Source organism: Neorhizobium sp. NCHU2750 (genome assembly GCF_003597675.1).
Classification (GTDB): domain Bacteria; phylum Pseudomonadota; class Alphaproteobacteria; order Rhizobiales; family Rhizobiaceae; genus Neorhizobium.
In genome coordinates this window covers 1,136,142-1,161,359 of the sequence record NZ_CP030827.1, presented here as the reverse complement: position 1 = coordinate 1,161,359, position 25,218 = coordinate 1,136,142, and the positions used below count along the sequence as shown (strand labels likewise).

Genomic DNA, 25,218 nt, shown 5'->3' with positions numbered 1-25,218 from the left:
TGATCTCCGTGCTTGACGTCTAAAGCAAGCTGAATATCGCACAACCACCAAGCTTTGCGATTTGGCGCAAAGACTGCGCCAAGTCACAACTTACCAACGAAAAGAGGCCCCAATATGGGGCCTCGATCGTTTCTATACTGACGGTATGGCTCAGGCCGAGACGTTGGCCTTCTCGTCCTGGCGATCCGCATAGATATAGAGCGGACGGGCATTGCCGTTAACAACCTCGTCGGAGATGACCACTTCGCGGACGCCATCGAGTGCCGGAAGTTCGAACATCGTGTCGAGCAGGATCTTTTCCATGATCGAACGAAGGCCGCGGGCGCCGGTCTTGCGGACGATCGCCTTGCGGGCGATTTCGCGAAGGGCATCCTCGTGGAAGGTCAGTTCCACGTCTTCCATCTCGAACAGGCGCTGGTACTGCTTGACGAGCGCGTTCTTAGGCTCCGACAGGATCTGGATCAGTGCGTCCTCATCGAGATCCTCGAGCGTTGCCAGAACCGGCAGACGACCGATGAATTCCGGGATGAGGCCGAACTTGACCAGGTCTTCCGGCTCCAGTTCGCGAAGGACTTCGCCGACGCGGCGTTCGTCCTGGGCGCGAACCATGGCACCGAAGCCGATCGAGGTCTTCTCGCCACGGGCGGAGATGATCTTGTCGAGGCCTGCGAATGCGCCGCCGCAGATGAACAGGATGTTCGTCGTGTCGACCTGCAGGAATTCCTGCTGCGGATGCTTGCGGCCGCCCTGTGGGGGAACCGAGGCAACCGTGCCTTCCATGATCTTCAGAAGCGCCTGCTGCACGCCCTCGCCCGACACGTCGCGGGTGATGGACGGGTTGTCGGACTTGCGCGAAATCTTGTCGACTTCGTCGATATAGACGATGCCGCGCTGAGCGCGCTCGACATTGTAGTCGGCAGCCTGGAGAAGCTTCAGGATGATGTTTTCGACGTCTTCACCGACATAACCCGCCTCGGTCAGCGTCGTTGCATCGGCCATGGTGAAGGGAACGTCGATGATGCGGGCGAGCGTCTGGGCAAGATAGGTCTTGCCGCAGCCGGTCGGGCCGACGAGCATGATGTTCGACTTCGCAAGCTCGACATCGCCGCCCTTGGAGGCATGCGCGAGGCGCTTGTAATGGTTGTGAACGGCGACCGACAGGATGCGCTTGGCCTGCTGCTGGCCGATGACGTATTCGTCGAGAACCTTGATGATGTCCTGGGGCGTGGGAACGCCGTCGCGGGACTTGACCATCGAGGTCTTGTTCTCTTCGCGAATGATATCCATGCACAATTCGACGCATTCATCGCAGATGAATACGGTCGGTCCTGCAATCAGCTTGCGGACCTCGTGCTGGCTCTTTCCGCAGAAGGAGCAGTACAATGTGTTCTTCGAGTCGCCGCCGTTGCCGCTGCTGACTTTGCTCATATCACTTTCCTTCCAGCACTCTGCGCTCACGTATAATACGGTCGCAGTCCACTCAACCGCTGCCGGCACGTGACACCGACGGGCCTCACGTGCCTGCCCTGCTTCGGGGGTACTCTACCGGTCATTATCTGATCCGGCGGCAACGAAACCCCTCAGAAACGAATGCTATGTCATAAAAGTTCAACACAGCATTAATAGTTACTAATAGCGCTTTCCGGCCGACTTGAAACCCCTTTTCGCTCACATCGGGGTTACAGTGGCCGAAAGGCTACAACCTGATCAGCCCTGCGGACCGCCCTCGGCATCCAGACGCGAGGTCAGGATCTTGTCGATGACGCCCCATTCCTGGGCCTCGTCTGCATCCATGAAGTGGTCGCGATCAAGGGTCTTTTCAACTTCCTCGAGCGTGCGGCCGGTATGCTTCACATAGACGTCGTTCAGGCGGCGCTTCATCTTGAGGATGTCGCGCGCATGACGCTCGATGTCGGATGCCTGGCCCTGGAAACCGCCCGAAGGCTGGTGCACCATGATGCGGGCATTCGGCGTTGCAAACCGCATGCCCTTCTCACCAGCGGCGAGCAGGAGCGAACCCATAGAGGCAGCCTGACCGATACACAGCGTGGCAACGGCGGGCTTGATGAACTGCATCGTATCGTAGATCGACATGCCGGCGGTGACGACGCCACCCGGCGAGTTGATGTACAGATAGATTTCCTTCTTGGGGTTTTCAGCCTCGAGGAAAAGCAGCTGGGCGCAGACGAGCGAGGCCATCTGATCTTCCACCGGACCGGTCAGGAAGATGATGCGCTCTTTCAACAGGCGCGAGAAGATGTCGTAGGAGCGTTCACCGCGATTGGTCTGTTCGACGACCATCGGCACCAGGGCCATTGCGGTATCAACTGGATTTTTCATGTCCGTCCTTTGTCAAATGCCTTGCCGAAGGCAGCGTGCCGCTCCGGAATCATTGGAATGGGTCAATCCCTACATAGAGTGTCAATGCCCGGTACTTCAAGACGGAGAGCCGGATATCCTTAACTCGCATGGGATGTATCAAACCAATCGCTTCTGCGCTGTCGCGAATAAATCGATCCGGCTCAATCGAAATCGCCATGCTCCCACGTGCTTTTTCATCACCAAGGTAAAGCGGATGTAAATCCCAGGTGCGAAAGCGCCCAATAGCAGGCTGCCGGCGATCTGCGGTCGGAAACGTGCAAACGACGCCTTAAACTTTCCCGCTTATACACAGGCTCATGCCAAGGGTCGGCGGGGAGTATTGCGTTGGATATTGTAACCGGTTTCATGATCTGGGCTGCAGAGGCCAGCACTCTCGGCGTTCTCCTGTGGTCACGTTGGTTCTACGAACGGCAACCATTCTACCTGACCTGGGGCGCCGGCTTCATTCTCCACGGTGTCGGCGTCGGCATGGTGGGCCTGCGCGGTACACTGCCGGATTTCGTGTCGATCGAGATCGCCAACGTCATGGCGCTGGTCGGCATCGGCCTGTGGATCGCCGGCATGCTGCAGTTCGACAAGCGCCGGGTGGAAGCCTTCATCGCGATCCCCGCGCTGATCTGCGTCGCCGGCATGATGCTCGACCCGGTGCGCACAGACTTCGGTTATCGTGTCGCCCTGTTTCACGGCGCGGCCGTGATCGGCTACCTGATGCTGATCGCCGCAGCCCTGTGGGGAGAGAACGGGCATTCCCGAACCCGCCGGGTATTTTCGCTCTTCGTCGGCATTCAGGTCCTGTCGAGCACGACCGTGGCGATTTATGCGCTGATCAACAAGCCGCAGTCCTTTGCTGCCGGAAACAGTTCCATCTGGCTGCTCCTGATTGCCGCCTTCTGCTTCATGGCGGCGATCATGAGCGGCGCAAGACTGATCAACGAGCGCAACGAGCAGAAGCTCAGGTTGCTCGCCGTCACCGATCCGTTGACCAACCTTCTCAACCGTCGCGGCATGATCGATGAATTCCACATGCTGAAGCGCAGCCATGCGTCTGACAGCGGCCTTATGGCGCTCATCCATCTGGATCTCGACGGTTTCAAGCAGATCAACGACCTCTACGGGCACCAGGCCGGCGACGAGGTGCTGGTGGCATTCGCCAGGATCGGCATCGCCGCGCAGCGCGGCCGCGGCTCCTTCGGCCGCATGGGGGGTGAGGAATTCGCCTCGATCATGCATGTTGCCAACATGATCGAGGCAGCAAGCGTTGCCGAAGCGATCCGGACGACGCTGAAGCGCCAGCCGGTGACCGTCGGCGAACACCAGATCCCCGTCACCGTCAGCATCGGCATCGCGCTGGCAGAGATCGGCTCGGCCAATCTCGATACCCTGCTCAGTACCGCCGACCGGGCACTCTATGTGGCCAAGACGAACGGCCGCGACCGGACGGCGATCGGCACGGACAACGACGTATCGATCGTTCCGGCGATCGACCATGCCGAGACGGAGAGCACTCCGGTGCAGGCAAGCATGACGCAGCAGGTTGCCGCCCTCCGGCGCATCGTCGCCATCGGAAAATAGGCCGCAGCGACATCGGAGGCGGCTCCGCTTTTCGTATTTGCCTCTTGCCTTCCCTCGCCGAACCCTCCAAATCTCTCTGAAATCAACCGCGGAGGATGGGGCATGGCGAAGCGATTTTACGGGGCCGTCATCATCGGCCTTATGTCGATCTCACCGGCCATGGCACAGCAGGCCTCGGATACGACAGCGCCGGAACGGGCGACCGCGACGACGGTTGCCAAGCGGGTCGAGACCAAGGATTTCATGGTCGCAGCCGCCAATCCGGCGGCAGCCAAGGCCGGCCGCGATGTGCTGGCGCGCGGCGGAAACGCGATCGACGCCCTGGTGGCGGTGCAGACCGTTCTCGGCCTGGTCGAACCCCAGAGTTCCGGCCTCGGCGGCGGCGCCTTTCTCGTCTATTACGATGCCGCCTCGAAACACCTGACGACCTTCGACGCGCGGGAGACCGCGCCGATGGAGGCGACACCGCAGCTCTTCCTAGACGACAAGGGGCAGCCGCTCAAATTCATGGATGCGGTGGTCGGCGGCCGCTCGGTCGGCACGCCCGGCACGGTGCGCCTGATGGAAGACGTGCAGAAGCGCTATGGCCACGAAAGCTGGCCTTCGCTGTTAAAGCCCGCTGCCACGCTGGCGCGCAACGGCTTTGCCGTCTCCCCTCGCCTTGCCTCGCTGATCGCCGCCGAGGGTGACAAGCTGAAACGCTTCGAAGGGGCACGCGAGTATTTCTTCGATGCCGACGGCGCACCGTTGAAGGCCGGGGCGATCCTGAAGAACCCCGCCTATGCCGATACGCTGGAAGCGATCGCCACCGGCGGCGCCGATGCCTTCTATCGTGGCCCGATCGCCGAGGACATCGTCAGGACCGTCAGCAGCGCCAAGGGCAATCCCGGCGTCCTGTCGCTGACGGATCTTGCGACCTACCATATCAAGGAACGCGATCCGGTCTGCTTCTCCTATCGTGCGCTCGATGTTTGCGGCATGGGGCCTCCCTCTTCCGGAGCCATCGCGATCGGCCAGATGCTGGGCATGGCGGAAAATTTCGATCTCAAGGGGCTCGGGCCGGAAAATCCCCAGAGCTGGCGGATCATCGGCGATGCGCAGCGGCTCGCCTTTGCCGACCGCGAACGCTATGTCGCGGACCCGGATTTCCAGCCGCTGCCGCTCAAGGGCCTGCTCGAAAAGGCCTATCTCGGCGAACGGGCGAAGCTTCTCGACGGCGACAAGGCGCTGACCAGGGATCAAGTTCAGGCCGGCGAGCCGGAATGGGACCATGCCATGCTGTTCGGCCGCGATGCGGCAATCGAGCTGCCGTCGACCAGCCACATCGTGATCGTCGACAGGCAAGGCAATGTCGTCTCGATGACGACGACGATCGAGAACGGTTTTGGCTCGCGACTGATGACCCATGGCTTTCTGCTCAACAACGAACTCACCGACTTTTCCTTCAAGACCCATGACGGCGGGCTGGCGGTCGCCAATCGCGTCGAACCCGGCAAGCGCCCGCGTTCATCGATGTCGCCGACGATCGTGATGAAGGACGGCAAGCCGCTTCTCGCCATCGGCTCGCCGGGCGGCAGCCAGATCATCGGCTATGTGTCGCAGGCGCTCATCGCCTATATCGACTGGGGCATGCCGATCGAAAAGATCGTCGCGCAGCCGCATCTGATCGACAGGTTCGGCCCCTATGAGATCGAGGCCGGGACGGATGCGGAAAAGCTTGCCGGGCCGCTCAAGGCACTGGGCTACGAGGTGAAATCCACCGAGATGAATTCGGGGCTGCAGGCGATCGAGATCAAGGACGGCAAGCTTGCCGGCAGCGCCGATCCCCGCCGCGAAGGGATTGCCATCGGCGAGTAGAGGGATTTTGCCGATCGCGATTGCGCAGCAACGAAAGATTGCGCTACGCATCGGGCATGACACCTCTCGCCGATTTTCTCCACATCGACCCGAAAACCCGACGCGTTCGCCTCGACGGCCGCAACCCGGCCTTTTACGGCGATCCGAACCGCGTCTATGCGGCCCTGCACCGCGACTGTCCGACCTTTTACTGGGAGGAACAGCGACAGTGGTTCTTCACGGGCTACGACCATGTCAACGCGCTGCTCAGAGACCGGCGCTTCGGGCGGCAGATCCTGCATGTGGCAAGCCGCGAGGAGCTCGGCCTGCCGGAGCCGGAAGCGCATATCGCCAATTTCGATCTGGCCGAACGGCATTCGCTCTTGGAGATCGAACCGCCGGAGCACACGAGGCTGAGGACGCTGGTCAACCGTGCCTTCGTGTCGCGCCATATCGAGCGCCTGAGGCCCGAGATCGCCGATCTGGCGGAGAGGCTGATCGACGGCTTTGAAAAGGACGGGCGGACCGAGCTTCTGTCCTCCTTCGCCGACATCATACCCGTGACTATGATCGCCCGGATGATCGGCATACCGGACGAAATGGGACCGCAGCTCCTGAAATGGAGCCATGCCTATGTCGGCATGTACATGTTCAAGCGATCGCGGGAAGACGAGGACGCAGCAGATCAGGCGGCCAGGGAGTTTTCGGACTATGTGAAGACGCTGATCGTCGAACGTCGTCGGCAGCCGGCCGAAGACCTGCTCAGCCACATGATCCATACCGAGCGAAAGTCTTCCGATTCAGGGCGGGGACAGCACCTGACCGACGACGAACTGGTTTCGACGACGATCGTGCTTTTGAACGCCGGCCATGAGGCGACGGTGCACCAGATCGGCAATTCGGTGCGGGTGATCCTCGAAAGCGGTCTTTCGCCGGCAGACCTGTTTTGCGACGCGAGCGCGACGGAGCGAACGGTGGAGGAGACGCTGCGCATCTGCGCTCCCGTCCACATCTTCCAGCGATGGGCGCTCGAGGACGTCGAGATCGACGGCGTATCGCTGAAGCGCGGCGACAAGGTGAGCCTGATCCTGGCCGCCGCCAATCTCGATCCGAAGACGTTTTCCGATCCGCTCAGCTTCAAGCCGGATCGGAAAGAGGCGCAGAACCTCTCCTTCGGCGCCGGCATCCATTTCTGCATCGGCGCACCGCTGGCACGGCTGGAACTCAACACGGTCCTGCCGATCCTGTTCAAGCGCCTGCCCGACCTCCGGATCGCCGCTGCGCCGAAGGTGAAGGACGTCTATCATTTTCACGGTCTGGAGCGGCTGGATTTGGCCTGGTGAGGCGGGGTTCGGAGCATGGGCGGCAGTTGGTCACATCGAAAACACATGGCTCTTATGCAATCTGTTTGATTGTTTAGTGGAAACAGTACCTTATAGTACGGGTCAGGGAGGATCGTTGAATAAGGCCCCTTCCGTGACCAAGCGCAAAGCTTCCATTCTCTTGCACAAGAGCCTGCATCGCAGCCGCATCGCCCAGATCATGCTGATCGCGGTCCTGTGGCTTGTCGGAGAAGCCGTGTCGCGCAGCACAGGACTGCCAATCCCCGGCAGCGTGCTCGGGCTGTTCGGTCTGCTCTACCTGCTGGTGACCGGCACGATCCATATTTCGACGATGCGACGCGGCGCCTATATGCTTCTGGCCGACATGCTGCTGTTCTTCGTGCCGGCGGTGCTGGCCGTTCTCGACCATCACGAATTCTTCGGGCCGATGGGCCTGAAGGTGCTTGCGGTCATCGTTGCCGGAACATTGATAGTGATGTGCATGACGGCGATGGCCGTCGATCTCGGTTACCGGCTGATGCTCCGGCTGGAGACGCGGCATGCCCTCTCTTGAGCCTCCCTCGCTTGAGACCGTCGCGATCACGATCTTCTGGTCGGTTGCGACAATCGCCATCTACTTTCTCTCCAAGCGGACCTATCGCCGCTGGCCGGCCATCTGGTCCTCGCCGCTGGTGCTGACGCCGGTGCTGCTTGCAGCGCTCGCTCTGTCGCTGCACACGACCTATACGGAATATATCGGTGCCACCCGCTGGCTGATGGTCATCCTCGGTCCGGTGACGGTCGCCTTCGCCATCCCGATCTATGAGCAGCGCGCGATGATCATGCGCTATTGGCCAGTCCTGCTGTTCGGCATCGTGGTCGGTAGCGGCACGGCCATGGTGACCGCCTGGGCACTTGCCAGCCTACTGTCGATCGACGGGGCATTGCGCCTCAGCCTCGTACCGCGCTCGATCAGCACGCCGTTTGCCATGGCGATCTCGCAGAATATCGGGGGCGTGCCGGATCTGACGGCTCTGTTCGTGGTCGTCACCGGCGTGCTGGGTGCGGCAATGGGCGAAAACCTGCTGCGTATCCTGCCGCTCAAGTCATCGCTCGCCAGAGGCGCGTTGTTCGGCATGGGCGCGCATGGTGCGGGTGTGGCCAAGGCCAACCAGATCGGCCGCGAGGAAGGCTCGGTGGCCGGACTGGTGATGGTTCTGGTCGGCCTGGTCAACGTACTGGCCGCCCCGCTGCTCGCCCATATCCTGCGTTAGCTTTTGACGCCATAGCGGGCTGCCGGCTCTCGCCGCGACAGGTGCGGACCGAGTTCGCCGCGTGCGGCGATGTAACTGTCGTAAAGGCCCTTGTCGCCAAGCGAGGGAATGGTCACCAGTTCTCCCTGGTCGAAGCCGGACAGTGCCGCATCGACCATATCGCCGACATCCATGACCCTTTCCTTATCGAAATCGTCGAAGGAGCGCCCTACCCGGTCGAAGATCTCCGTACGCGTGAGGCCGGGCAGCACCGCCTGGAGCTTGACGCCCTTGCCGACGAGTTCGCTTGCCAGCGCTTCGGTCAGGCCCAGCACGAAGGCCTTGGTGGCGACATAGGTGCCATTGAACAGTTGCGGTGCAAGCGCCACGACCGAGGCGGTGTTGACGATGGCGCCCTTGCCCTTGGCGGCGAAGACCTGAGCCGCGGTGACGGCAAGACGGTTGGCTGCGGTGACGTTCAAGGCCACCATCTTGTCGAGATAATCGAGGTCGCTCTCAAGCAGCGAACCGGTGGGGCCGATGCCGGCATTGTTGACGAAAAGCGTGATGCTGTCGTCCTGGCGCAAGCGCTGCTCCACGGCAGAGACACCGGCGGACTGGCCGAGATCAACGGCGAGAATATCGACCTTCACGCCGTGGGTCGCACTCAGCTTTCCAGCCAGTTCCGTGAGCCTTGCCGCATCGCGCGCAACGATGACGAGGTCGTAACCGCGGCCTGCAAGCCGGTCGGCATAAGTTGCGCCGATGCCTGACGAGGCACCGGTGACGAGAGCAGTTCCAAGATTGGATGGCATGACAGATTTTCCCTTTTCCGAAGAAGGCTGGAATTTACTGGTATATGCCACTATATTTGAGCCTGGATTTCGAGAACGCAAGTGGGGCGCCGAATTTTTTGTGCGCGCCGCAGATTGCCGGGAGCGGCCAATGTTGCGGCGGCGGCTCGGGTCAGGAATGATGACGCGATGGAAAAGAAGATCGAAGACAATATCTGGTTTCACTGCAGCAACAGTTCCGTGCGGCGTGCAGCCCGCCAGCTCCGGCAACTCTATGGCGACGCAATGGGGATGACGGACCTTCGCGGCACGCAGTTTTCGCTGCTGTCACAGATCCGGCATCTCAAGGAGCCGACGCAGAAGGAACTGGCGCAGGTGATGATCATGGATCTTTCGGCGCTCGGCCACACGCTGAAGCTGTTGATCCGCGACGGACTGGTAGAACTGGTGCCGGACGAAAAGGACAGGCGCGCCAGGCGAGTGCGACTGACACCGGCAGGCGAGCAGAGGCAGGACGAGCTTGTGGCGGCCTGGCAGAACGCGCAGCGTCGCTTCGACAAGGTGTTCGGTGCGGAGCGATCGGAAGAATTTCGCCGGGCGCTCGCCTTCATCGCGTCGGACGAATTTGCAGCGGCCTATGCGGCGGCAGATGAGGGCGAAGAAGACCAGACGCACTGAACCAGCAGACTGCCGGCCGTTGACGGGACTACATCCAGCTGCGTCCGTCGGCACCGGCCTGGCAGCCATAGGGCGGCAGGGCATTGCCGAAAGTGGCGTGCAGCCTGTCGCAGCCCCATTTGCGCAGAGGCGTCGGAAGACGGCTGTTGATCTCGATGCCAACCTCGTCATAGGGACTGTCGGTATTGCCGATATAGCGATACCAGCGGAAGCCGAAGACCGCCGCAAAGGCGATGACGATGATGGCGAGAAGTCTTACAATGCGCATGCGATGTCCGGGCCCGATCGAGGCCTTGTCCAAGCCGTTGTCGATGCGACTGCTTAACCTGAACGACGGCCGAGAAAAACCCGCTGCGATGGTTCTCCCCATCTGCTGCAGCATAGCAGCATCGATCAAAGCCGGATGACGTAATCCTTGCGAGTCGTTTCAACGACTTCCCAGCTTCCCTTGAAGCCGGGTCTGAGGATCATCCGGTCGCCGGCACGCAGGTGAACGGGTTCTCCACCCTCCTCCGTCAGGATCGAATAGCCTTCGAGAAGATGGAAATATTCCCATTCGTCGTAGGCGACGCGCCACTTGCCGGGCGTTGCCTCCCATATGCCGGCATAGATGCCGCCGTCTGCTTCCTCGACATTCCAGGTGCGAAAGACCGGGTTGCCGGAAATGATCCGATCGGCGGCCGGCGCGCCTTCTTCCGGTTCCACGCTGGAAATGTCGAGACTGGTCCAGGCTTTCATTGGTGATCCCTCTTGGTCGAACCGGTGGATGCGCGGCATCAGCCGGTCTGGCTGATATAGGCGGAAAGCCCTTGTGCGGCGATCTCGGCCATCACGCGCAGGCGCATCACCGACATGCCATTGCGCGAACTTGCCGACAAGCCCGCCAGCGACGTCATGATATAGTCGGCCGCCAGATCGGCATGCTCGCTGTCGAGAACCGCAACCCTGTCGCGGATGAAGGCGTGGCTTGACGCCATCCGGGCGCGCGCCCTACCACCCGCCTCGGGATCGGCCGTACCCCTCGCCCCTTCGATCACCATGCAGCCATGGGCATCGCCGGTGGCATAGGCATCGGCCGCGTAGCGCAGCAGCTTTGCCACGCCTTCCGCCAGAGGCGTTCCGGGCGCCAGCGCGGTTTCCACGTCGAGCCCCTCGTATTTCTCGTAACGGCGCAGCGCCTCGTCATAGAGTTCCAGCTTGCTGCCGAAAGCGGCGTAGAAACTCGGCGGATTGATGCCCAGCGCCTGGGTGAGGTCGGCGACACTCAGCGCATCATAGCCCCTGGCATGAAACAGCGCCTGCGCCTTGGCCAGCGCCTCGTCCCTGTCGAATGTGCGGGGTCGCCCACGCCGGGGCTTTATTTCTGTATTATTCACTACAAAATCCTTGACGTTGCCGTCTCCGCTATTTATGTATCGCTCACTACATTAAATCTCAAGCCCCATGATATGGAGAGATGAAATGACCGACTTCCATGGAAAGAAAGTGCTCGTTCTCGGCGGCAGCCGGGGTATCGGAGCAGCCATCGTCAAGCGTTTCGCGGCCGATGGCGGCGCGGTGACATTCACCTATGCCGGCTCCAAGGATGCAGCCGATGCACTGGCCGCCGAGACCGGCGCCAGCGCGGTGAAATCCGATGCGGGCGACCGGGCCCAGACGATCGCGACCGTCAAGGCTGCCGGCGCGCTCGATGTCCTCGTCGTCAATGCCGGCACGCTGGTTCTTGGCGATCCGCTCGAAACGGACCCCGATGCGGTCGACCGGATGATCGACATCAACGTGCGGGCTCCCTACCACGCGGCCGTAGAGGCGGCACGCCAGATGCACGATGGCGGGCGGATCATCATCATCGGCTCGGTCAATGGCGACCGCATGCCGTTTGCCGGCGGTGCCGCCTATGCCCTGACCAAATCGGCCGTACAGGGCCTGGCACGCGGCCTCGCCCGCGATTTCGGACCGCGCAACATCACCGTCAACGTCATCCAGCCCGGCCCGATCGATACCGACATGAACCCGGCCGATGGCCCGATGAAGGACACGATGCACGGCTTCATGGCGTTGAAGCGCCATGGCCGTCCGGAAGAAGTGGCCGGTCTCGCCGCCTATCTGGCTGGCCCGGAGGCCGGCTTCACCACCGGCGCCATGCACACGATCGATGGCGGCATGGGCGCCTGAGGCGCCCTTCCGTCAGGCTTTTGCCATCACGCCTTCAACCGAGGATCACACCTTCGACAGGGCCTGTTCCAGGTCGGCGATGATGTCGGCCTCGTCCTCGATGCCGATCGACAGGCGCACGACATCCGGGCCGGCCCCGGCGGCGATCTGCTGCTCCTCGGTGAGCTGGCGGTGGGTCGTCGAGGCCGGATGGATGACGAGCGAGCGCGTGTCACCGATATTGGCGAGATGCGAGAAGAGCTGCAGCCCCTCGACGAAGGTTCGGCCGGCTTCGTAACCGCCTTCGATGCCGAAGGTGAAGACGGAGCCCGCGCCCTTCGGGGCATAATGCTGCTGCAGCAGATGGTTCGGGTCATCCGCCAGCCCGGCGTAGCTGACCCAGCGAACCTTGCTGTGCTTCTTCAGCCATGCGGCGACGGCCAGCGCATTGTCGCAATGTTTCTGCATCCGGAGCGGCAGGGTCTCGATGCCAGTCAGGATCATGAAGGCGTTGAAGGGCGAGATGGCCGGCCCAAGGTCGCGCAGGCCAAGAACGCGGGCACCGATGGCAAAGGCGATATTGCCGAAGGTTTCATGCAGCACGATGCCGCCATATTCCGGCCGGGACTCCGACATCATCGGATACTTGCCGGATTTCGACCAATCGAACGTGCCGCCATCGACTAGGATGCCGCCCATGGAATTGCCGTGGCCGCCGAGGAATTTCGTCAGCGAATGGACGACAATATCGGCGCCGTGTTCCAGCGGCCGCAGGAGATAGGGGCTCGCCATCGTATTGTCGACGATCAGCGGCAGGCCGTAACGATGGGCGATATCGGCGATGGCAGAGATATCGACGAAGGTGCCACCCGGATTGGCGAGGCTCTCGATGAAGATCGCCCGCGTCTCGTCATCGATCGCCGCCTCGAAACTTGCCGGGTCATCGGTATCGGCCCAACGCACATGCCAGTCGAAATTCTTGAAGGCATGGCCGAACTGGTTGATCGACCCGCCATAGAGCCTTTTTGCGGCGACGAAATTGGCGCCGGGCTGCATGATCGTGTGGAAGATCAGCATCTGCGCCGCATGGCCGGAGGCGACCGCGAGCGCTGCCGTGCCGCCTTCGAGCGCCGCCACCCGCTCCTCCAGAACCGCCTGGGTGGGGTTCATGATGCGGGTATAGATATTGCCGAACTGCTTCAGCCCGAACAGGGCGGCCGCATGGTCGGTATCGTTGAAGACGAAGGACGTGGTCTGGTAGATCGGCGTTGCCCGCGCACCCGTCGTCGGGTCCGGAGCTGCTCCGGCATGAACGGCAAGCGTGGAAAAGCCGGGGTTGAATGGCGGCATGGCATTATCCTCCCATCACATGATCTGTTCTTACATCATCTATTGTCGATCGTCCGGCAGGAAAGCTTGAACGTTGACGGGGATCAAGGAATATCGTTGCGCGAAACGGCATCCTTCAGGAAACAAAGGAGGTTGTCATGGGAAGGGTGGCATACGAGGATAACACGAGCATGTCGCGGCGGTTTCTGACCTGGTGCGCGGAAGCGTGGTCGGCCGCGGCAGAGGCGGAAGAAATCGCCATGCTGGACGAGGATACGATCCAGCAGATCTCAAAGGATTGCGCGATCGCGCCGGACGATCTCTTGCAACTGGTCAAGGCTGGCCCGCACGCCGCCGACGAGATGATCGAAATGATGCGGGCGCTCAATCTGGACCAGAGCGACGTCGCCGTGCTGCACCCTGCCCTTTACCGGGAAATGCAGCTCACCTGCACCAAGTGTCAGTCGAAGAGCCGCTGCCGCTACGACCTGCAGGAGCGTGTCGCTGGCCAGGAATTTTCCGACTATTGCGGCAATGCATCGAGCCTCAATGCGATGCGCGCCGACCCCGACCTGCTGATCGGCTGACGGGGCCTGCCCCTGTGGGCCTGAACCGGATTGTCGCCCCGTCAGCCGACGAGGCGGGGATATTCGATCGCGGGGCAGCGATCCATGACGACCTTCACGCCTTCGGCTTCGGCCTTTGCGGCAGCCGCGTCGTCACGCACACCGAGCTGGGCCCAGATCACCGCCGGCCGCTGTTCCAGCGCCATTGCCTCATCGACGACGGCATCGAGATATTCCGGGGCCCGAAAGACATCCACCATGTCGATCGGCTCCGGTATGTCGGCAAGCGTTGCATAGGTCTTCTGTCCGAGGATTTCCTTGCCCGCCTGCCCCGGATTGACGGGATAGACAGTATAGCCGCGCGCCAGAAGAAAGCGCATGACACCAAAGCTCGGGCGATCGGGCTTCGGCGAGGCACCGAGAAGGGCGATCGTCCTGACGTCCTTCAGGATGCCGGCGAGATAGGCGTCCTCGTATCGATCATGGTTCATGTTCCGCTCCCGCGATTTCCCTCACAAGCCATCTATCTAGGGATTGCAGGGAGGTTTCGCCATGCTCGGCACGGCCGGGCGGGCGCTTCAAATCGTCACCGTGGAGCCCTTATGAAGGGCCGATTTGCATAGCTGCCTCTTTTGTTTCTGGAACATTCCAGCTTTGTTCCCGGGCATATTAGATACAGCTTATAATTTAGTGATGGGTTACTAAAATAGGTCTCCCGGGACGGCAGAGCGCAGGTGTCGCCAGCAAGATAAATTGTGGTATTATAAGACCACAACATTAACCCATTGATTTATATCGGCTTATTTTTCAAGCACCCAAATGCGCAATATTGACCGGCCGAAGCGACCGGGTTATAAGCCGCCGCAGATCGCGGACCGTAACAGGCCCGCTTTCTTTTTTGGCATCCGCAAGGCTGCCAATCCAAGCAACAAAAAACGCCCTTACAGCCGGTTTTCCGACAGTTCCAGGGTCCAACGAAAGAGAAAACCATGTCTACCTTCGTTCAGAAGCCTGCAGAGGTGGAGAAGAAGTGGGTGATCATCGACGCCGAAGGGCTCGTTGTCGGCCGCCTCGCCACCCTCGTTGCCAATCGCCTGCGCGGCAAGCACAAGGCTACCTACACCCCCCACGTTGACGATGGCGACAACGTCATCATCATCAATGCGGAAAAGGTTGTCTTCACCGGCAAGAAGTATTCCGACAAGAAGTATTACTGGCACACCGGCTATCCGGGTGGCATCAAGGAACGCACCGCACGCGCCATCATCGAAGGCCGCTTCCCGGAGCGCGTTCTCGAAAAGGCCATCGAGCGCATGGTTCCCCGTGGCCCGCTCGGCCGTCGCCAGATGAAGAACCTGCGCGTTTACGCCGGTTCCAACCATCCCCATGAAGCACAGCAGCCGGTCGCCCTCGACGTGGCTTCGCTGAACAGCAAGAACGTAAGGAGCGCCTGATAATGGCTGATCTTTCCTCTTTGAAGGACCTCGCTCCGGCTGAAGGCCAGGCAGCACCGGTTCACGTCCGCAAGGTCGATGCACAGGGTCGTTCCTATGCGACCGGCAAGCGCAAGAACGCCGTTGCCCGCGTATGGGTCAAGGCTGGTTCCGGCAAGATCATCGTCAACGGCCGCGACTTCACCGCGTATTTCGCACGTCCGGTCCTTCAGATGATCCTGCAGCAGCCGCTCGTTGCTGCTGCCCGCGGCGGCCAGTTCGACATCATCGCGACCGTCACCGGTGGCGGTCTCTCCGGTCAGGCCGGTGCCGTTCGTCACGGCGTCTCCAAGGCCCTCACCTATTTCGAGCCGGGCCTTCGCTCGGTCCTCAAGAAGGGTGGCTTCCTGACCCGCGACAGCCGCGTTGTCGAACGTAAGAAGTACGGTAAGGCCAAGGCTCGCCGTTCCTTCCAGTTCTCCAAGCGCTAATCGCGCTTCGGCCAGTTCTCCAAGCGCTAATCGCGCTTCGGCCAGTTCTCCAAGCGCTAATCGCGCTTCGGCCAGTTCTCCAAGCGCTAATCGCTTTCAGACATCTGCTTTTGGAAAGGCGGGGCTTCGGCTCCGCCTTTTTCGTTATGCGCTTTTTCCAGCGCTATTTTTCGGCTTTCTACGAGCAAGAAAAAGCCGCCGCCCTTTATCGGAGCGACGGCGACCTGAGGCGTCAGTGAAATCGGAAGGCGTCAGTTCATCAGCCGGACGGAAGCGACCGAGGACTGGGTGTAGGGAGACGAGCCGGCATAGGGTTCGACTGCCCAGTTCGACGAATTCATGATCAGGGAGTAGACGACCATGTTGATCGTGCTCGTCTGGTTTGTCGTGGAGTTGTAGGTAACCTGCCGATTGGGCAGGTAAATGATGCCGCTCAGCGTCTCGCCGACAGAGCCGTTGAAGATATATTGCTGCTTGTTGGCATTGTTAGCGGCGCTGCTCGTCGCCTCATACATCAGCAGGCCGGCATAGGTGCCGGAGGTCGGCGCAGACGCGTTGAACGTCAGGCCGCCATTGGCGAGGATGCGGCTGTTGACATCCGGATAGTAGAAGGTCACGCCTTGGGCATTCACCACCGCGCCGGAATTGATGATCATCGTTCCCTTGATGATGTAGAGACCCGACTGGAACGTGAGTTTGGGACTGCCGTTGAACGTCACGTCGCAATAGACGCCGGGGGAGAGCGTAAAGGTCGTGCCCGATTGCGCGCCGGACATGGTGCAGGTGGAAGGCACCGGCGGTTCCGGCAGGAGACCGGCATAGGGATCGGCGGAGGCCGCGCAGCCGACCTGAAGATTGGTCAGCGTGCCACCGTTCTTGATGTAATTCGTGCCCTTGACGCAGAAGCGCGGCGTCGAGATCGTCGAACCACTGTTCATGATGAAGGCCGGGGAGGACGTCGACAGGACGTCGATACCGCAGGCCGCCGACTTGACGTTGGCACCGGAGTTGATGAGGACCGCCTGCCCGACATTGCCCAAAACATGGATGCAGGCCGAACCGCTGCTCGCACTCGTCCCGGACGACATTGCGGTTGCCGTCACGACAATCCTGAAGTTGTCGATCCCGATGATATTGAGGAAATTGTTCTCAACTTCATACGTGTAGGTTCCCGTCACGCTGCCGTCGCTGTTGGCGGCGAGAACGAGCGGATTGGCAACTGGATTTTCCGATGCCGGCGGCATGAAGCTCGCAGCAGTGGTTAAACGTTGCGTATTGTCGCTCACCCCGGCCACGGCAAGCACGGCTGAATCAAGCGCCCCCTGGATCCTGCTTTTTTCCAGATAGGCGGAAGACGCGTCGACCGCACCTCCTGCGGCAACAACGAGAACGGGCAAGATGAGCGCCGTAGTAACGGCGAAGTTGCCGCCACCATCCTTAACCAGTCTTTTGCAGCATTTCATTGCCGCATTAAATATGCCTAACATCAATAATATCCCGCCGCACCAAATATGACTGATGCTTACAACGGGAATCTCTAAATGTGCCTAAATGGAATATATCGAATTTTCGCATTTACCATTAGAAAACCAAAATATACTTGACTTCCATACACATCACGAGAGAAGCGAATACCCTAATACTCTCCGCGTTTATTATTGAACCGGACTTTCCCGCATACATCACGATTTGAGATTTGCGCATCAACTGTGCATGGCCACAGATGACTTTCATGCATCAGTTTGAGAGAGGACCTTTCCATGTCGGCATCTGCGCCATCCCCCTTCGCTCGGCTTCCGCAACCGCCCTATTACGTCGTCGCCTTTTCTTCCTGTCGCACCGAGGGCGATCAGGGCTATGGCCAGATGGCCGATGCGATGGTCGAGCTTGCCAGCCAACAACCCGGATTTCTCGGGGTCGAGAGCGCCCGCGGCATTGACGGGTTCGGAATTACCAATTCCTATTGGGTGGACGAGGACAGTATCAGGGCATGGAAGGCCGTCGTCTCCCATGCCGCCGCGCAGAGGCTTGGGCGGGAACGCTGGTACGAGGATTATCAGGTGCGTATCGCACGGGTGGAGCGGGCCTACGGGCTCGACAGGTAGGAGAGGCAATGGCGAGCAAATCGATCGATAACGCGTTTACCGCAAGAGCGCTTCGCGGGGCAGCAACCGACCCGACCTATGCAGGCGCCCTCTCCTTCATGCGGCGGCGTTATTCCAAGGATATCGACGGCGCCGACGCGGTGGTGCTCGGCATCCCGTTCGATGCGGCCGTTTCCAACCGTCCCGGCGCCCGTTTCGGGCCTCAGGCGATCCGTCGTGCCTCGGCGATCTTCGACAATGACCCGCAATATCCGTTTGAGCGTGATCTGTTCGAGGCGATGGCAGTCGTGGATTACGGCGACGTGCTGCTCGACTATGGCAATCACCGGAAGACGCCGGGGCTGATCGAGGCAGAAGCGGCGAAGATCATCGCTTCGGGCGCCTTTCTGCTTTCGCTGGGTGGAGATCATTTCGTTACATGGCCGCTGCTCAAGGCTCATGCGGAAAAGCATGGCCCCCTCGCCCTTGTCCATTTCGATGCGCATCAGGACACATGGGACGACAGCAATGGGGACGACAGCAATGGGGATGATGGCGGTGAACGGATCGATCACGGTTCCTTCGTCGCCCGCGCGGTGCGGGAGGGCGTGATCGATGCGGCGCATTCGATCCAGATCGGCATCCGCACCCATGCGCCGGACGATTTCGGCATCCGCATCCTGCATGGCTATGAGGTGGAGGACATGGGGGCGCAACAGATAGCCGATGCGATCCTCGCCCATGTCGGCGACCGGCCGGTCTATCTCACCTTCGACATCGACTGCCTCGATCCTGCCTTCGCGCCGGGCACCGGCACGCCGGTGGCCGGCGGACCGTCCAGCGCCAAAATCCTGTCGGTCTTGCGCAAGCTTGGTGCACTCGACATACGCGGCGGCGACGTCGTGGAAGTGGCTCCGGCCTATGATCATGCCGATATTACCGCCATTGCCGGGGCAACGGTTGCAATGTATATGCTCGGGCTCAAGGCCGAGCGTTTGGCCCGCGAGGCCACGGCTCGTTAAGAAACTTTCTCAAGTTGCTGGTAGATTGATTCCAGCACTTCATCCAAGGCACTGATTCAACAGGACAAAGACAATGACGGCAAAGATCTTCATCGACGGCGAACACGGCACGACGGGACTGCAGATCCGCACCCGCATGGCCGGCCGCCGCGACGTCGACCTGTTGTCGATCCCGGAAGCCGAGCGGCGCAATGCCGCCATGCGGGAGGACCTGCTCAACAGCGCCGACATCGCCATCCTCTGCCTGCCGGACGATGCCTCGCGCGAAGCCGTGTCGATGCTGTCGGGCAATAACAAGGTACGCGTCATCGACACCTCGACCGCTTATCGGATCGCCCCCGACTGGGCCTATGGCTTTGCCGAAATGGACAAGGCGCAGGCCGACAAGATCAGGGCTGCCCGCCATGTGGCAAATCCCGGCTGCTATCCGACCGGCGCGATCGGCCTGATCCGGCCGCTCAGGGCTGCCGGCATCCTGCCTGACAGCTATCCGGTCACGGTCAATGCGGTTTCCGGCTATACCGGCGGCGGCAAGCAGATGATCGCCCAGATGGAAGACCAGTCCCGCGAGGATGCGATCTCCGCCAACAATTTCGTCTATGGCCTGACCCTCAAGCACAAGCATGTGCCTGAGATGAAGACCCATGGCCTGCTCGATCGTTCGCCGCTGTTTTCGCCTTCGGTCGGCCGTTTCCCGCAGGGCATGATCGTGCAGGTGCCGCTGTTCCTCGACGACTTGAAGGATGGCGCGACGGCCGAGAGCATCCATGCAGCACTCGTCGCCCATTATGCCGGCCAGAACATCGTCACGGTCGTGCCGCTCGAAGAGAGCGCCAAGCTGCCGCGCGTCGATGCGGAGGAACTTGCCAATACCGACCGGATGAAGCTCTTCGTCTTCGGCACGCCGGGCGGTGCGCATGTCAATCTGGTCGCGCTTCTCGATAATCTCGGCAAGGGCGCATCGGGTGCCGCCGTGCAGAACATGGACCTGATGCTGTCGGCATAACCGACAGACTTCATAGAGATCCGAACCGGCGGTGCGCTCAGCGTGCCGCCGTTTTTGTTTCGACCGGATATTCTCCGACGAAGCCGCGGAAATGGGCGAAAGCGAAGCCAAGTACGATCATCGCCATGCCCTGGTGGGTGAGCGCCAGATCGAGCGGCACTTCCATGACGAGCGTCGAAATACCGATCGCGGCCTGGATGCTGACGAGGATGAAGAGGATCAGCGCGCGGCGGGCATGCGAGGATTGCGGCGCGCGGATCATAGCGGTCAACATGTGAAGGAAGGTGCCGGTCCACAGGACATAGGCACCGCAACGGTGGACGAACTGCACCGTCTTCGGGTTCTCGAAAAGGTTGATCCACCATGGCTGCTGGACGAAGAGATCGCCGGGTACCAGCGAGCCGTCCATCAGCGGCCATGTGTTATAGGCAAGGCCTGCATGCAGGCCGGCGACCAACGCGCCGAGATAGATCTGGAAGAGCGCCATGAAGGCGAGCGCGCCGGCGGCCCATTTGGAATATGCGGTCGGCGGGGCATCGGTCGGCTGGCGGGCAAGGCCGCGCATGATCCAGACCGAGGCAGAGAAAATGAGACAGGCGATCGTCAGGTGGGTCGCAAGCCGGTATTGCGACACGCTGGTCAGCTTTTCGAGGCCGGAGGACACCATCCACCAGCCGACAAAACCCTGGAAGCCACCGAGCGCCAGAAGGCCGACCAAGGGAAGCCGCAGGCGGCGCTCGATACGGCCGGTCAGCCAGAAGAAGATCAGCGGCAGCCCGAAGATCATGCCGATCGAGCGGGCGAGCAGCCGGTGCGACCATTCCCACCAGAAGATCGATTTGAAGCCATCGACCGTCATGTCGCTGTTCAACTGCTGGAATTGCGGGATGCGCTGATAAAGCTCGAACTCTTCCTGCCACTCGGCCGCATTGAGCGGCGGGATGACCCCGTGGATCGGCTTCCATTCGGTGATCGACAAGCCGGAACCGGTCAGCCGCGTTGCGCCGCCGACAAGGACGAGACAGAACAGTGTCAGGATGACCAGACCGAGCCAGATGCGAACCGCCTTGCGATTGCGGCTGATGCGCCCGATCTCGGGCGTAGCTTCGATGATGATCGCGTCTGCTGCCGACATGACGAAGGCTCCTGCCATTCATGGCTCTGGTCTCGGACTTATCGCCCGAACCTATGTTCGCGGGCCGCCAGCTGGGGTGTTCATCGGCCCGTATCGATGGGACAACGCGACGCAGAAGCGCGGCATTGTTCTATTCACCGTTGCTTTGCCTCAAGCCCCCATGCAAAACAAGTCCCAGTGTCGCGCGGCATGCGGTCGCGGCATCAAGTGTTCGGGAGGCGAACGAATGGTTCCGCGCTGGAGAAGCTTTGTCGGCACGATCCTGATCATCGTGCTCGTGGTCGTCTACGCACTGGCCGCCACGACGATCGCAACGCTGACACTCGCCAACGCGCCATGGTGGGTGCATTTCCTGTATTTCCTGCTCTCCGGCCTGTTGTGGATCCTGCCGGCGATGCTGATCATCAAATGGATGGCGGGACCGCGGCCCAAGCAGTGAGCTTCATTCGCGGTTAACCAGACGCAAGGCTTGGCCCATTGCCGTCGCCGCATAAACGCATTGTTTGCCGGCTTGTCCTAACATGGCACCCAACGACACGGGTGAACCATGACAATAGCGGCAAGCCAGACCAGTACGGATGTAGCATTGCCCCTGCCCGGCCCGACGGACAGAGCTGCGCTGCAATTCGGCGATATCCGGCTGGCGGTGGTTAGAGACTATTCTTCGATCGAGACCGACTGGCGGCGGCTGGAAGGCCGCGAGTGGAACTCGCTCAACCAGGGCCTGGACTGGTGTCGCACCTGGGCGGAAACCCAAAAAGCCGACATGGCCACGGTCACCGGCTCGATCGGATCCCGCGTGGTTCTGATCCTGCCCTTCGAGATCAGCCGCGAACGACTTGGCCGCGTTGCGCGCCTTCCCGGCGGCCGGTTCAACAATATCAATACGGGTCTGTTCGATGAAGAACTGACCCAGCCGAATACGGAAGAGCTGCAGCGGTTCAAGGCATCTCTTGCGAAAACACTGCACGGCCTTGCCGATCTTATCGTCATCGACGAGGTACCGCTTCAGTGGAAGGGCATCAGCCATCCGCTTGCGGCCCTGGCTTCGATCGAGAACCAGAACCATTCCTTCCAGCTGCCGCTTCTCGGCACGATGGAAGCAACGCTTTCACAGGTGAATGCCAAGACGCGACGGAAGAAATTCCGCGCGCAGGTGCGCCGGCTGGAGGCAATCGGCGGGTTCGACTATGTGGTCGCAACGGAGGCCAACGAGCAGCACGATCTGCTCGACCGCTTCTTCGTCCAGAAGGGAACGCGGCTGAAGGCCTTCGGCCTGCCGGACGTGTTCGCACCGCAGGAGACGCAGGCGTTTCTGCATCGTCTTCTGGATGCGCCAGAGCGCGGCACGGACAGGGCGCTTGCGATGCATGCCATCCGCCTCAAGGGCGAACATGAAGGCCATCTGGCGGCCATTACCGGCCTGTCGCGCCAGGGTGGCCACGTGCTTTGCCAGTTCAGCTCGATCGACGAAAGCATCGGTGCGGATGCGAGCCCGGGGGAACTGTTGTTCTGGCTCGTCATCGAAAACAGTATCGAGAACGGCGCTGGCCTGTTCGACTTCGGCATCGGAGACCAGCCCTACAAGCGCAGCTGGTGCAGTCAGGAGACGGTACTGCACGACATGCTGCTGCCGCTCACCCTCAAGGGATCGCTGCTCGCCTTCCGGCACCTCGCGGCAACCCGCGCCAAAACCATGATCAAGCGTAATCCGCGGCTCTACACGCTGGCGCAGAGCCTTCGATCAAAGCTCGGCTGAAAAAATCAGGCCGCGCTCGAGCGGCGGGAAGATGGCGTCTGATGGTCGTCGCCCTGCGCCATCACCAGAAGGTTGGGGAAGCCGGCATCCGCATAGGTGACCACGAGATTGGCGATTGCCTCCTCGCGGAAGCCGGGCACGGAGAGGATGATCTCGGTGTTTTCGCCGCGGACCAGGCGCTTGAGGCTTGCGATATCGGCCGGACCACATTCGATCAGCACGAGATCATAGGCATCGGAAAGCGCATCGATGATGATCGTCAGGCGGTCGGCGGCGCGCATGGCACGCACGACGTCTGAGACGCCCTGCGGCACGATATGGGCATCCGAAAGCCGGTCGCGATGGATGGCATCGCCGAATGCGGTTTCTCCGCAGAGAAGATCGGTAATGCCGGCCAGCCGGTCATGCTCGGCCATCAACCGCGTCGGGCAGGCCGAACCGGTGAGATCGACGAGGATGACGGTGCGGGCCGTCTCGGCCACGGCGCGGGCCAGCATGACGGTCGCGGTCGATCCATCATCGCCGGCGGGCGATACGGCAATCGCTACCGGTATGGCATGGCGCTGCAAATAATGGGCGACGGAGCCGATGGTAAAGCTGGTGTCGGCGGCACGCGGCGGCTCCGAGGCTTCGCTTTGCGGCAGGTCGGCGGAGACAGCAACGGCGGCCGGCAGTTCCTTGGCTGCGACATGTTCCACCGGCGGCTGGACACGGGTGGCGGCAATTGCTGCCTTGCGGATTTCGGGTTCTGGCGCCGGCGCCACAGCAGCTTCGACGACCGGCTCCGGCGTGAGGCTCGCCGGCTCGGGCGTTGCCGGATGAACCACGACTTCCCGTGCCACGACGGGCGCAAGAGCCGGAACGGCAGCAACCACCGGCTCATCGCGCCCCGCCTCGTCATGGGCGCGGTGAGGAAAGGAATCGGCATCGCGATTGACCGGGCGAAGGGCGCGGCCGCTGAACAGTTCCGAAATCATCACGATCAGGCAGCTGACAATAAGGGTGGCCAGCGTGATGACGACGATGATCGGGATGATCTTGGGAAAGAAGGGTTCGGACGGTTCGACAGCCTGAGAGACGATACGGGCATCGGCGGGCGTCGCATTGCCGTCGAGCTTGGACGTCGCTTCGCGGTAGCGCGACAGATAGGTTTCGAGCAACTGGCGCTGGGCGGTCGCCTCACGCTCCAGTGCCCTGAGCCCCACTTCCTCCTCGCCGGAGCGGGCCGAATCTGCCTTCAGCGCATTGAGCTGGCTTACCAACTGTTGTTCGCGCAGGCGCGCGACGTCTGCCTCGCTGTCGAGGCCTGCGAGAACCTTCTGCGTCTCGTTTGCAATCTGCTGGCGGATCTGGGCAAGTTGGGCGCGCAACCCCTTCAGCCGCGGATGGCCATCGAGCAGTGTCGTCGAGAGATCGGAGATCTGCGCCTGGAGATTGGTCTCCGTCTCCTTCAGCCGCTGGATGACCTGCGAACTGGAGACTTCGGAAATCGTATCGGGACTGCGGCCGGCCTTCAGCGCGGCACGGACATTCTGCGCCCTCGCCTCGGCATTGGCGCGATCGCCGCGCACGCGGGTGAGTTCGGCCGAAATGTCGTTCAGCTGCTGGGACGAAAAGCTGCTTGCGCCATTGGTCTGGAACAGGCCGTTCTGCGAGCGGTAGTCGGCGACCTTGCGTTCGGCATCCTTGACCTTCTGGGTCAGGCTGGCGATTTCCGGTTCAAGCCACTTGGCCGTTTCCTCATGATTGTCGATCTTTGCGCCGCTCTGGATCTGCAGGTAGACCTCGGCCATCTTGTTGGGGACGGCGGCAGACAGTTTCGGGTCATGGGACGAAAACTCGATCGCGATGACTCGTGAATTTTCCACCGCATAGACCTGCAGCTTCTCGCGGAACTTCTCGACCACGCGATCCTCGGGATCGAGCGACATCGGGTCAGGTTTCAGGCCAGTCAGCACAAGAAGATCAGGGACGAGCGATTTGGCGGCGGGATCGAATTCCTTGTATTTGGCAAGGTTCAATTCCCTTGCCACACGACGGATCAGGTCTGTCGACTGGAGGATCTGCGCCTGGCTGGTGATGTTGAGCGCATCGAGAACCGGATCATTGGCGGCGTTCGCGTCGGCGCCGGTCAGGTTGGGCGAGCGGGATTCGATCAGGAGGCGCGTCTCGGCCTTGTAGCTCGGCGTCATCAGGCTGGTCACGACAAGTGCACCGACAGCGGCAAGCGCGGTCACGGCCAGGATGCGACCCTTTCGCTCCCACAGAGCCGCGGCCACCCGACCCAGGTCGATATCCACATCCTGGTAACTGCCGTTCGCACCAGACATCACATGCTCCACCATTCGCGCTCACGGGATGGTAAAGGCCCGTGGTAACCTCGCGGTTAATACAGTGCCCAC

The 25,218-nt window shown here is 61.1% G+C and carries 26 protein-coding genes; 15 read left to right on the top strand and 11 right to left on the bottom strand.

From position 1 onward, the window contains the following. Nucleotides 1-150: 150 nt before the first annotated feature. Both clpX and clpP read right to left on the bottom strand, forming a co-directional pair. A complete protein-coding gene (gene clpX / locus NCHU2750_RS05775; protein WP_119939579.1) occupies nt 151-1,428 on the bottom strand; it encodes an ATP-dependent Clp protease ATP-binding subunit ClpX in 1,278 nt (425 codons plus the stop codon). 279 nt (nt 1,429-1,707) lie between these two features. Next, on the bottom strand, nt 1,708-2,340 hold the full coding sequence (gene clpP / locus NCHU2750_RS05770; RefSeq protein WP_119939578.1) for an ATP-dependent Clp endopeptidase proteolytic subunit ClpP: 633 nt from the start codon (nt 2,338-2,340) through the stop codon (nt 1,708-1,710). 366 nt (nt 2,341-2,706) lie between these two features. On the opposite strand from clpP, the gene NCHU2750_RS05765 reads away from it, so the two are divergent. The 5 genes from NCHU2750_RS05765 (at nt 2,707) to NCHU2750_RS05745 (ending at nt 8,386) form a co-directional block, all read left to right on the top strand. Continuing rightward, nucleotides 2,707-3,954: a GGDEF domain-containing protein gene (locus NCHU2750_RS05765; RefSeq protein ID WP_119939577.1), complete on the top strand. Its 1,248-nt coding sequence runs from the start codon at nt 2,707-2,709 to the stop codon at nt 3,952-3,954. Between the two features lie 102 nt (nt 3,955-4,056). Beyond that, entirely contained in the window at nt 4,057-5,811 is a 1,755-nt protein-coding gene (gene ggt / locus NCHU2750_RS05760) for a gamma-glutamyltransferase (protein ID WP_119939576.1), read from the top strand. 56 nt (nt 5,812-5,867) lie between these two features. Continuing rightward, entirely contained in the window at nt 5,868-7,133 is a 1,266-nt protein-coding gene (locus NCHU2750_RS05755) for a cytochrome P450 (RefSeq protein WP_119943014.1), read from the top strand. Nucleotides 7,134-7,332: 199 nt separating this feature from the next. Further along, on the top strand, nt 7,333-7,686 hold the full coding sequence (locus NCHU2750_RS05750) for a CidA/LrgA family protein (protein ID WP_119943012.1): 354 nt from the start codon (nt 7,333-7,335) through the stop codon (nt 7,684-7,686). Next, nucleotides 7,673-8,386: an LrgB family protein gene (locus tag NCHU2750_RS05745; protein WP_119939575.1), complete on the top strand. Its 714-nt coding sequence runs from the start codon at nt 7,673-7,675 to the stop codon at nt 8,384-8,386. Before NCHU2750_RS05750 ends, NCHU2750_RS05745 begins: the two co-directional genes overlap by 14 nt. Here NCHU2750_RS05745 and NCHU2750_RS05740 read toward each other — a convergent pair. Next, nucleotides 8,383-9,180: an SDR family NAD(P)-dependent oxidoreductase gene (locus NCHU2750_RS05740; protein ID WP_119939574.1), complete on the bottom strand. Its 798-nt coding sequence runs from the start codon at nt 9,178-9,180 to the stop codon at nt 8,383-8,385. The genes NCHU2750_RS05745 and NCHU2750_RS05740 overlap by 4 nt on opposite strands. A gap of 168 nt (nt 9,181-9,348) precedes the next feature. Here NCHU2750_RS05740 and NCHU2750_RS05735 point away from each other — a divergent pair, with 168 nt between their 5' ends. After that, nucleotides 9,349-9,837 (top strand): MarR family winged helix-turn-helix transcriptional regulator, encoded by a 489-nt coding sequence (locus NCHU2750_RS05735; protein ID WP_119939573.1) that lies wholly within the window; start codon nt 9,349-9,351, stop codon nt 9,835-9,837. Nucleotides 9,838-9,865: 28 nt separating this feature from the next. Here NCHU2750_RS05735 and NCHU2750_RS05730 read toward each other — a convergent pair whose 3' ends face one another. The 3 genes from NCHU2750_RS05730 to NCHU2750_RS05720 form a co-directional block, all read right to left on the bottom strand. Beyond that, nucleotides 9,866-10,105, bottom strand: coding sequence for a hypothetical protein (locus NCHU2750_RS05730; RefSeq protein WP_119943010.1), 240 nt, complete (start codon nt 10,103-10,105; stop codon nt 9,866-9,868). Nucleotides 10,106-10,230: 125 nt separating this feature from the next. After that, on the bottom strand, nt 10,231-10,575 hold the full coding sequence (locus NCHU2750_RS05725; RefSeq protein WP_119939572.1) for a cupin domain-containing protein: 345 nt from the start codon (nt 10,573-10,575) through the stop codon (nt 10,231-10,233). 38 nt (nt 10,576-10,613) lie between these two features. Continuing rightward, nucleotides 10,614-11,213 carry a TetR/AcrR family transcriptional regulator gene (locus NCHU2750_RS05720; RefSeq protein ID WP_119939571.1) on the bottom strand — a complete coding sequence of 200 codons (600 nt, stop codon included), beginning with the start codon at nt 11,211-11,213 and terminating at the stop codon, nt 10,614-10,616. A gap of 85 nt (nt 11,214-11,298) precedes the next feature. Here NCHU2750_RS05720 and bdcA point away from each other — a divergent pair, with 85 nt between their 5' ends. Next, nucleotides 11,299-12,012, top strand: coding sequence for an SDR family oxidoreductase (gene bdcA / locus NCHU2750_RS05715; protein WP_119939570.1), 714 nt, complete (start codon nt 11,299-11,301; stop codon nt 12,010-12,012). Between the two features lie 45 nt (nt 12,013-12,057). Here bdcA and NCHU2750_RS05710 read toward each other — a convergent pair whose 3' ends face one another. Further along, entirely contained in the window at nt 12,058-13,341 is a 1,284-nt protein-coding gene (locus NCHU2750_RS05710) for an O-acetylhomoserine aminocarboxypropyltransferase (protein WP_119939569.1), read from the bottom strand. Nucleotides 13,342-13,478: 137 nt separating this feature from the next. On the opposite strand from NCHU2750_RS05710, the gene NCHU2750_RS05705 reads away from it, so the two are divergent. Next, nucleotides 13,479-13,907 (top strand): DUF6455 family protein, encoded by a 429-nt coding sequence (locus NCHU2750_RS05705; protein ID WP_119939568.1) that lies wholly within the window; start codon nt 13,479-13,481, stop codon nt 13,905-13,907. A 41-nt stretch (nt 13,908-13,948) separates the two neighbouring features. Here the strand turns inward: NCHU2750_RS05705 and NCHU2750_RS05700 are convergent, their stop codons facing one another. Further along, nucleotides 13,949-14,377 carry a CoA-binding protein gene (locus tag NCHU2750_RS05700; protein WP_119939567.1) on the bottom strand — a complete coding sequence of 143 codons (429 nt, stop codon included), beginning with the start codon at nt 14,375-14,377 and terminating at the stop codon, nt 13,949-13,951. Between the two features lie 498 nt (nt 14,378-14,875). Here NCHU2750_RS05700 and rplM point away from each other — a divergent pair, with 498 nt between their 5' ends. Together rplM and rpsI are read left to right on the top strand one after the other, a co-directional pair. Continuing rightward, a complete protein-coding gene (gene rplM / locus NCHU2750_RS05695) occupies nt 14,876-15,340 on the top strand; it encodes a 50S ribosomal protein L13 (protein WP_119939566.1) in 465 nt (154 codons plus the stop codon). 2 nt (nt 15,341-15,342) lie between these two features. Beyond that, on the top strand, nt 15,343-15,810 hold the full coding sequence (rpsI, locus tag NCHU2750_RS05690; RefSeq protein WP_119939565.1) for a 30S ribosomal protein S9: 468 nt from the start codon (nt 15,343-15,345) through the stop codon (nt 15,808-15,810). 251 nt (nt 15,811-16,061) lie between these two features. Here rpsI and NCHU2750_RS05685 read toward each other — a convergent pair whose 3' ends face one another. Further along, a complete protein-coding gene (locus NCHU2750_RS05685; RefSeq protein ID WP_245480345.1) occupies nt 16,062-17,297 on the bottom strand; it encodes a TadE/TadG family type IV pilus assembly protein in 1,236 nt (411 codons plus the stop codon). A 273-nt stretch (nt 17,298-17,570) separates the two neighbouring features. Between NCHU2750_RS05685 and NCHU2750_RS05680 the strand changes: the two genes are divergently transcribed. The 3 genes from NCHU2750_RS05680 (at nt 17,571) to argC (ending at nt 19,922) form a co-directional block, all read left to right on the top strand. Next, nucleotides 17,571-17,915 carry an antibiotic biosynthesis monooxygenase family protein gene (locus NCHU2750_RS05680; protein WP_119939563.1) on the top strand — a complete coding sequence of 115 codons (345 nt, stop codon included), beginning with the start codon at nt 17,571-17,573 and terminating at the stop codon, nt 17,913-17,915. Nucleotides 17,916-17,923: 8 nt separating this feature from the next. After that, entirely contained in the window at nt 17,924-18,916 is a 993-nt protein-coding gene (speB, locus tag NCHU2750_RS05675; RefSeq protein ID WP_119939562.1) for an agmatinase, read from the top strand. Nucleotides 18,917-18,989: 73 nt separating this feature from the next. After that, entirely contained in the window at nt 18,990-19,922 is a 933-nt protein-coding gene (gene argC, locus NCHU2750_RS05670; protein WP_119939561.1) for an N-acetyl-gamma-glutamyl-phosphate reductase, read from the top strand. 37 nt (nt 19,923-19,959) lie between these two features. Here the strand turns inward: argC and NCHU2750_RS05665 are convergent, their stop codons facing one another. Next, complete coding sequence (locus NCHU2750_RS05665; protein WP_502703823.1) at nt 19,960-21,057, bottom strand: COX15/CtaA family protein; 1,098 nt, start codon at nt 21,055-21,057, stop codon at nt 19,960-19,962. Nucleotides 21,058-21,283: 226 nt separating this feature from the next. Between NCHU2750_RS05665 and NCHU2750_RS05660 the strand changes: the two genes are divergently transcribed. Next, on the top strand, nt 21,284-21,496 hold the full coding sequence (locus NCHU2750_RS05660) for a DUF2842 domain-containing protein (protein ID WP_119939559.1): 213 nt from the start codon (nt 21,284-21,286) through the stop codon (nt 21,494-21,496). A 108-nt stretch (nt 21,497-21,604) separates the two neighbouring features. Further along, nucleotides 21,605-22,816 (top strand): GNAT family N-acetyltransferase, encoded by a 1,212-nt coding sequence (locus NCHU2750_RS05655; protein WP_119939558.1) that lies wholly within the window; start codon nt 21,605-21,607, stop codon nt 22,814-22,816. Nucleotides 22,817-22,821: 5 nt separating this feature from the next. Here the strand turns inward: NCHU2750_RS05655 and NCHU2750_RS05650 are convergent, their stop codons facing one another. Continuing rightward, nucleotides 22,822-25,146 (bottom strand): GumC family protein, encoded by a 2,325-nt coding sequence (locus NCHU2750_RS05650; RefSeq protein ID WP_119939557.1) that lies wholly within the window; start codon nt 25,144-25,146, stop codon nt 22,822-22,824. Between the last annotated feature and the right edge of the window lie 72 nt (nt 25,147-25,218).

Coding starts and splice junctions, on each gene's coding strand:
- bdcA (WP_119939570.1), top strand. CDS start 11,299: ATGACCGACTTCCATGGAAAGAAAGTGCTCGTTCTCGGCGGCAGCCGG.
- NCHU2750_RS05750 (WP_119943012.1), top strand. CDS start 7,333: ATGCTGATCGCGGTCCTGTGGCTTGTCGGAGAAGCCGTGTCGCGCAGC.
- NCHU2750_RS05745 (WP_119939575.1), top strand. CDS start 7,673: ATGCCCTCTCTTGAGCCTCCCTCGCTTGAGACCGTCGCGATCACGATC.
- clpX (WP_119939579.1), bottom strand. CDS start 1,428: ATGAGCAAAGTCAGCAGCGGCAACGGCGGCGACTCGAAGAACACATTG.
- NCHU2750_RS05705 (WP_119939568.1), top strand. CDS start 13,479: ATGGGAAGGGTGGCATACGAGGATAACACGAGCATGTCGCGGCGGTTT.
- clpP (WP_119939578.1), bottom strand. CDS start 2,340: ATGAAAAATCCAGTTGATACCGCAATGGCCCTGGTGCCGATGGTCGTC.
- rplM (WP_119939566.1), top strand. CDS start 14,876: ATGTCTACCTTCGTTCAGAAGCCTGCAGAGGTGGAGAAGAAGTGGGTG.
- argC (WP_119939561.1), top strand. CDS start 18,990: ATGACGGCAAAGATCTTCATCGACGGCGAACACGGCACGACGGGACTG.
- NCHU2750_RS05740 (WP_119939574.1), bottom strand. CDS start 9,180: ATGCCATCCAATCTTGGAACTGCTCTCGTCACCGGTGCCTCGTCAGGC.
- NCHU2750_RS05650 (WP_119939557.1), bottom strand. CDS start 25,146: ATGTCTGGTGCGAACGGCAGTTACCAGGATGTGGATATCGACCTGGGT.
- NCHU2750_RS05730 (WP_119943010.1), bottom strand. CDS start 10,105: ATGCGCATTGTAAGACTTCTCGCCATCATCGTCATCGCCTTTGCGGCG.
- NCHU2750_RS05655 (WP_119939558.1), top strand. CDS start 21,605: ATGACAATAGCGGCAAGCCAGACCAGTACGGATGTAGCATTGCCCCTG.
- NCHU2750_RS05735 (WP_119939573.1), top strand. CDS start 9,349: ATGGAAAAGAAGATCGAAGACAATATCTGGTTTCACTGCAGCAACAGT.
- NCHU2750_RS05660 (WP_119939559.1), top strand. CDS start 21,284: ATGGTTCCGCGCTGGAGAAGCTTTGTCGGCACGATCCTGATCATCGTG.
- NCHU2750_RS05685 (WP_245480345.1), bottom strand. CDS start 17,297: ATGTTAGGCATATTTAATGCGGCAATGAAATGCTGCAAAAGACTGGTT.
- ggt (WP_119939576.1), top strand. CDS start 4,057: ATGGCGAAGCGATTTTACGGGGCCGTCATCATCGGCCTTATGTCGATC.
- NCHU2750_RS05755 (WP_119943014.1), top strand. CDS start 5,868: ATGACACCTCTCGCCGATTTTCTCCACATCGACCCGAAAACCCGACGC.
- speB (WP_119939562.1), top strand. CDS start 17,924: ATGGCGAGCAAATCGATCGATAACGCGTTTACCGCAAGAGCGCTTCGC.
- rpsI (WP_119939565.1), top strand. CDS start 15,343: ATGGCTGATCTTTCCTCTTTGAAGGACCTCGCTCCGGCTGAAGGCCAG.
- NCHU2750_RS05665 (WP_502703823.1), bottom strand. CDS start 21,057: ATGTCGGCAGCAGACGCGATCATCATCGAAGCTACGCCCGAGATCGGG.
- NCHU2750_RS05700 (WP_119939567.1), bottom strand. CDS start 14,377: ATGAACCATGATCGATACGAGGACGCCTATCTCGCCGGCATCCTGAAG.
- NCHU2750_RS05680 (WP_119939563.1), top strand. CDS start 17,571: ATGTCGGCATCTGCGCCATCCCCCTTCGCTCGGCTTCCGCAACCGCCC.
- NCHU2750_RS05725 (WP_119939572.1), bottom strand. CDS start 10,575: ATGAAAGCCTGGACCAGTCTCGACATTTCCAGCGTGGAACCGGAAGAA.
- NCHU2750_RS05710 (WP_119939569.1), bottom strand. CDS start 13,341: ATGCCGCCATTCAACCCCGGCTTTTCCACGCTTGCCGTTCATGCCGGA.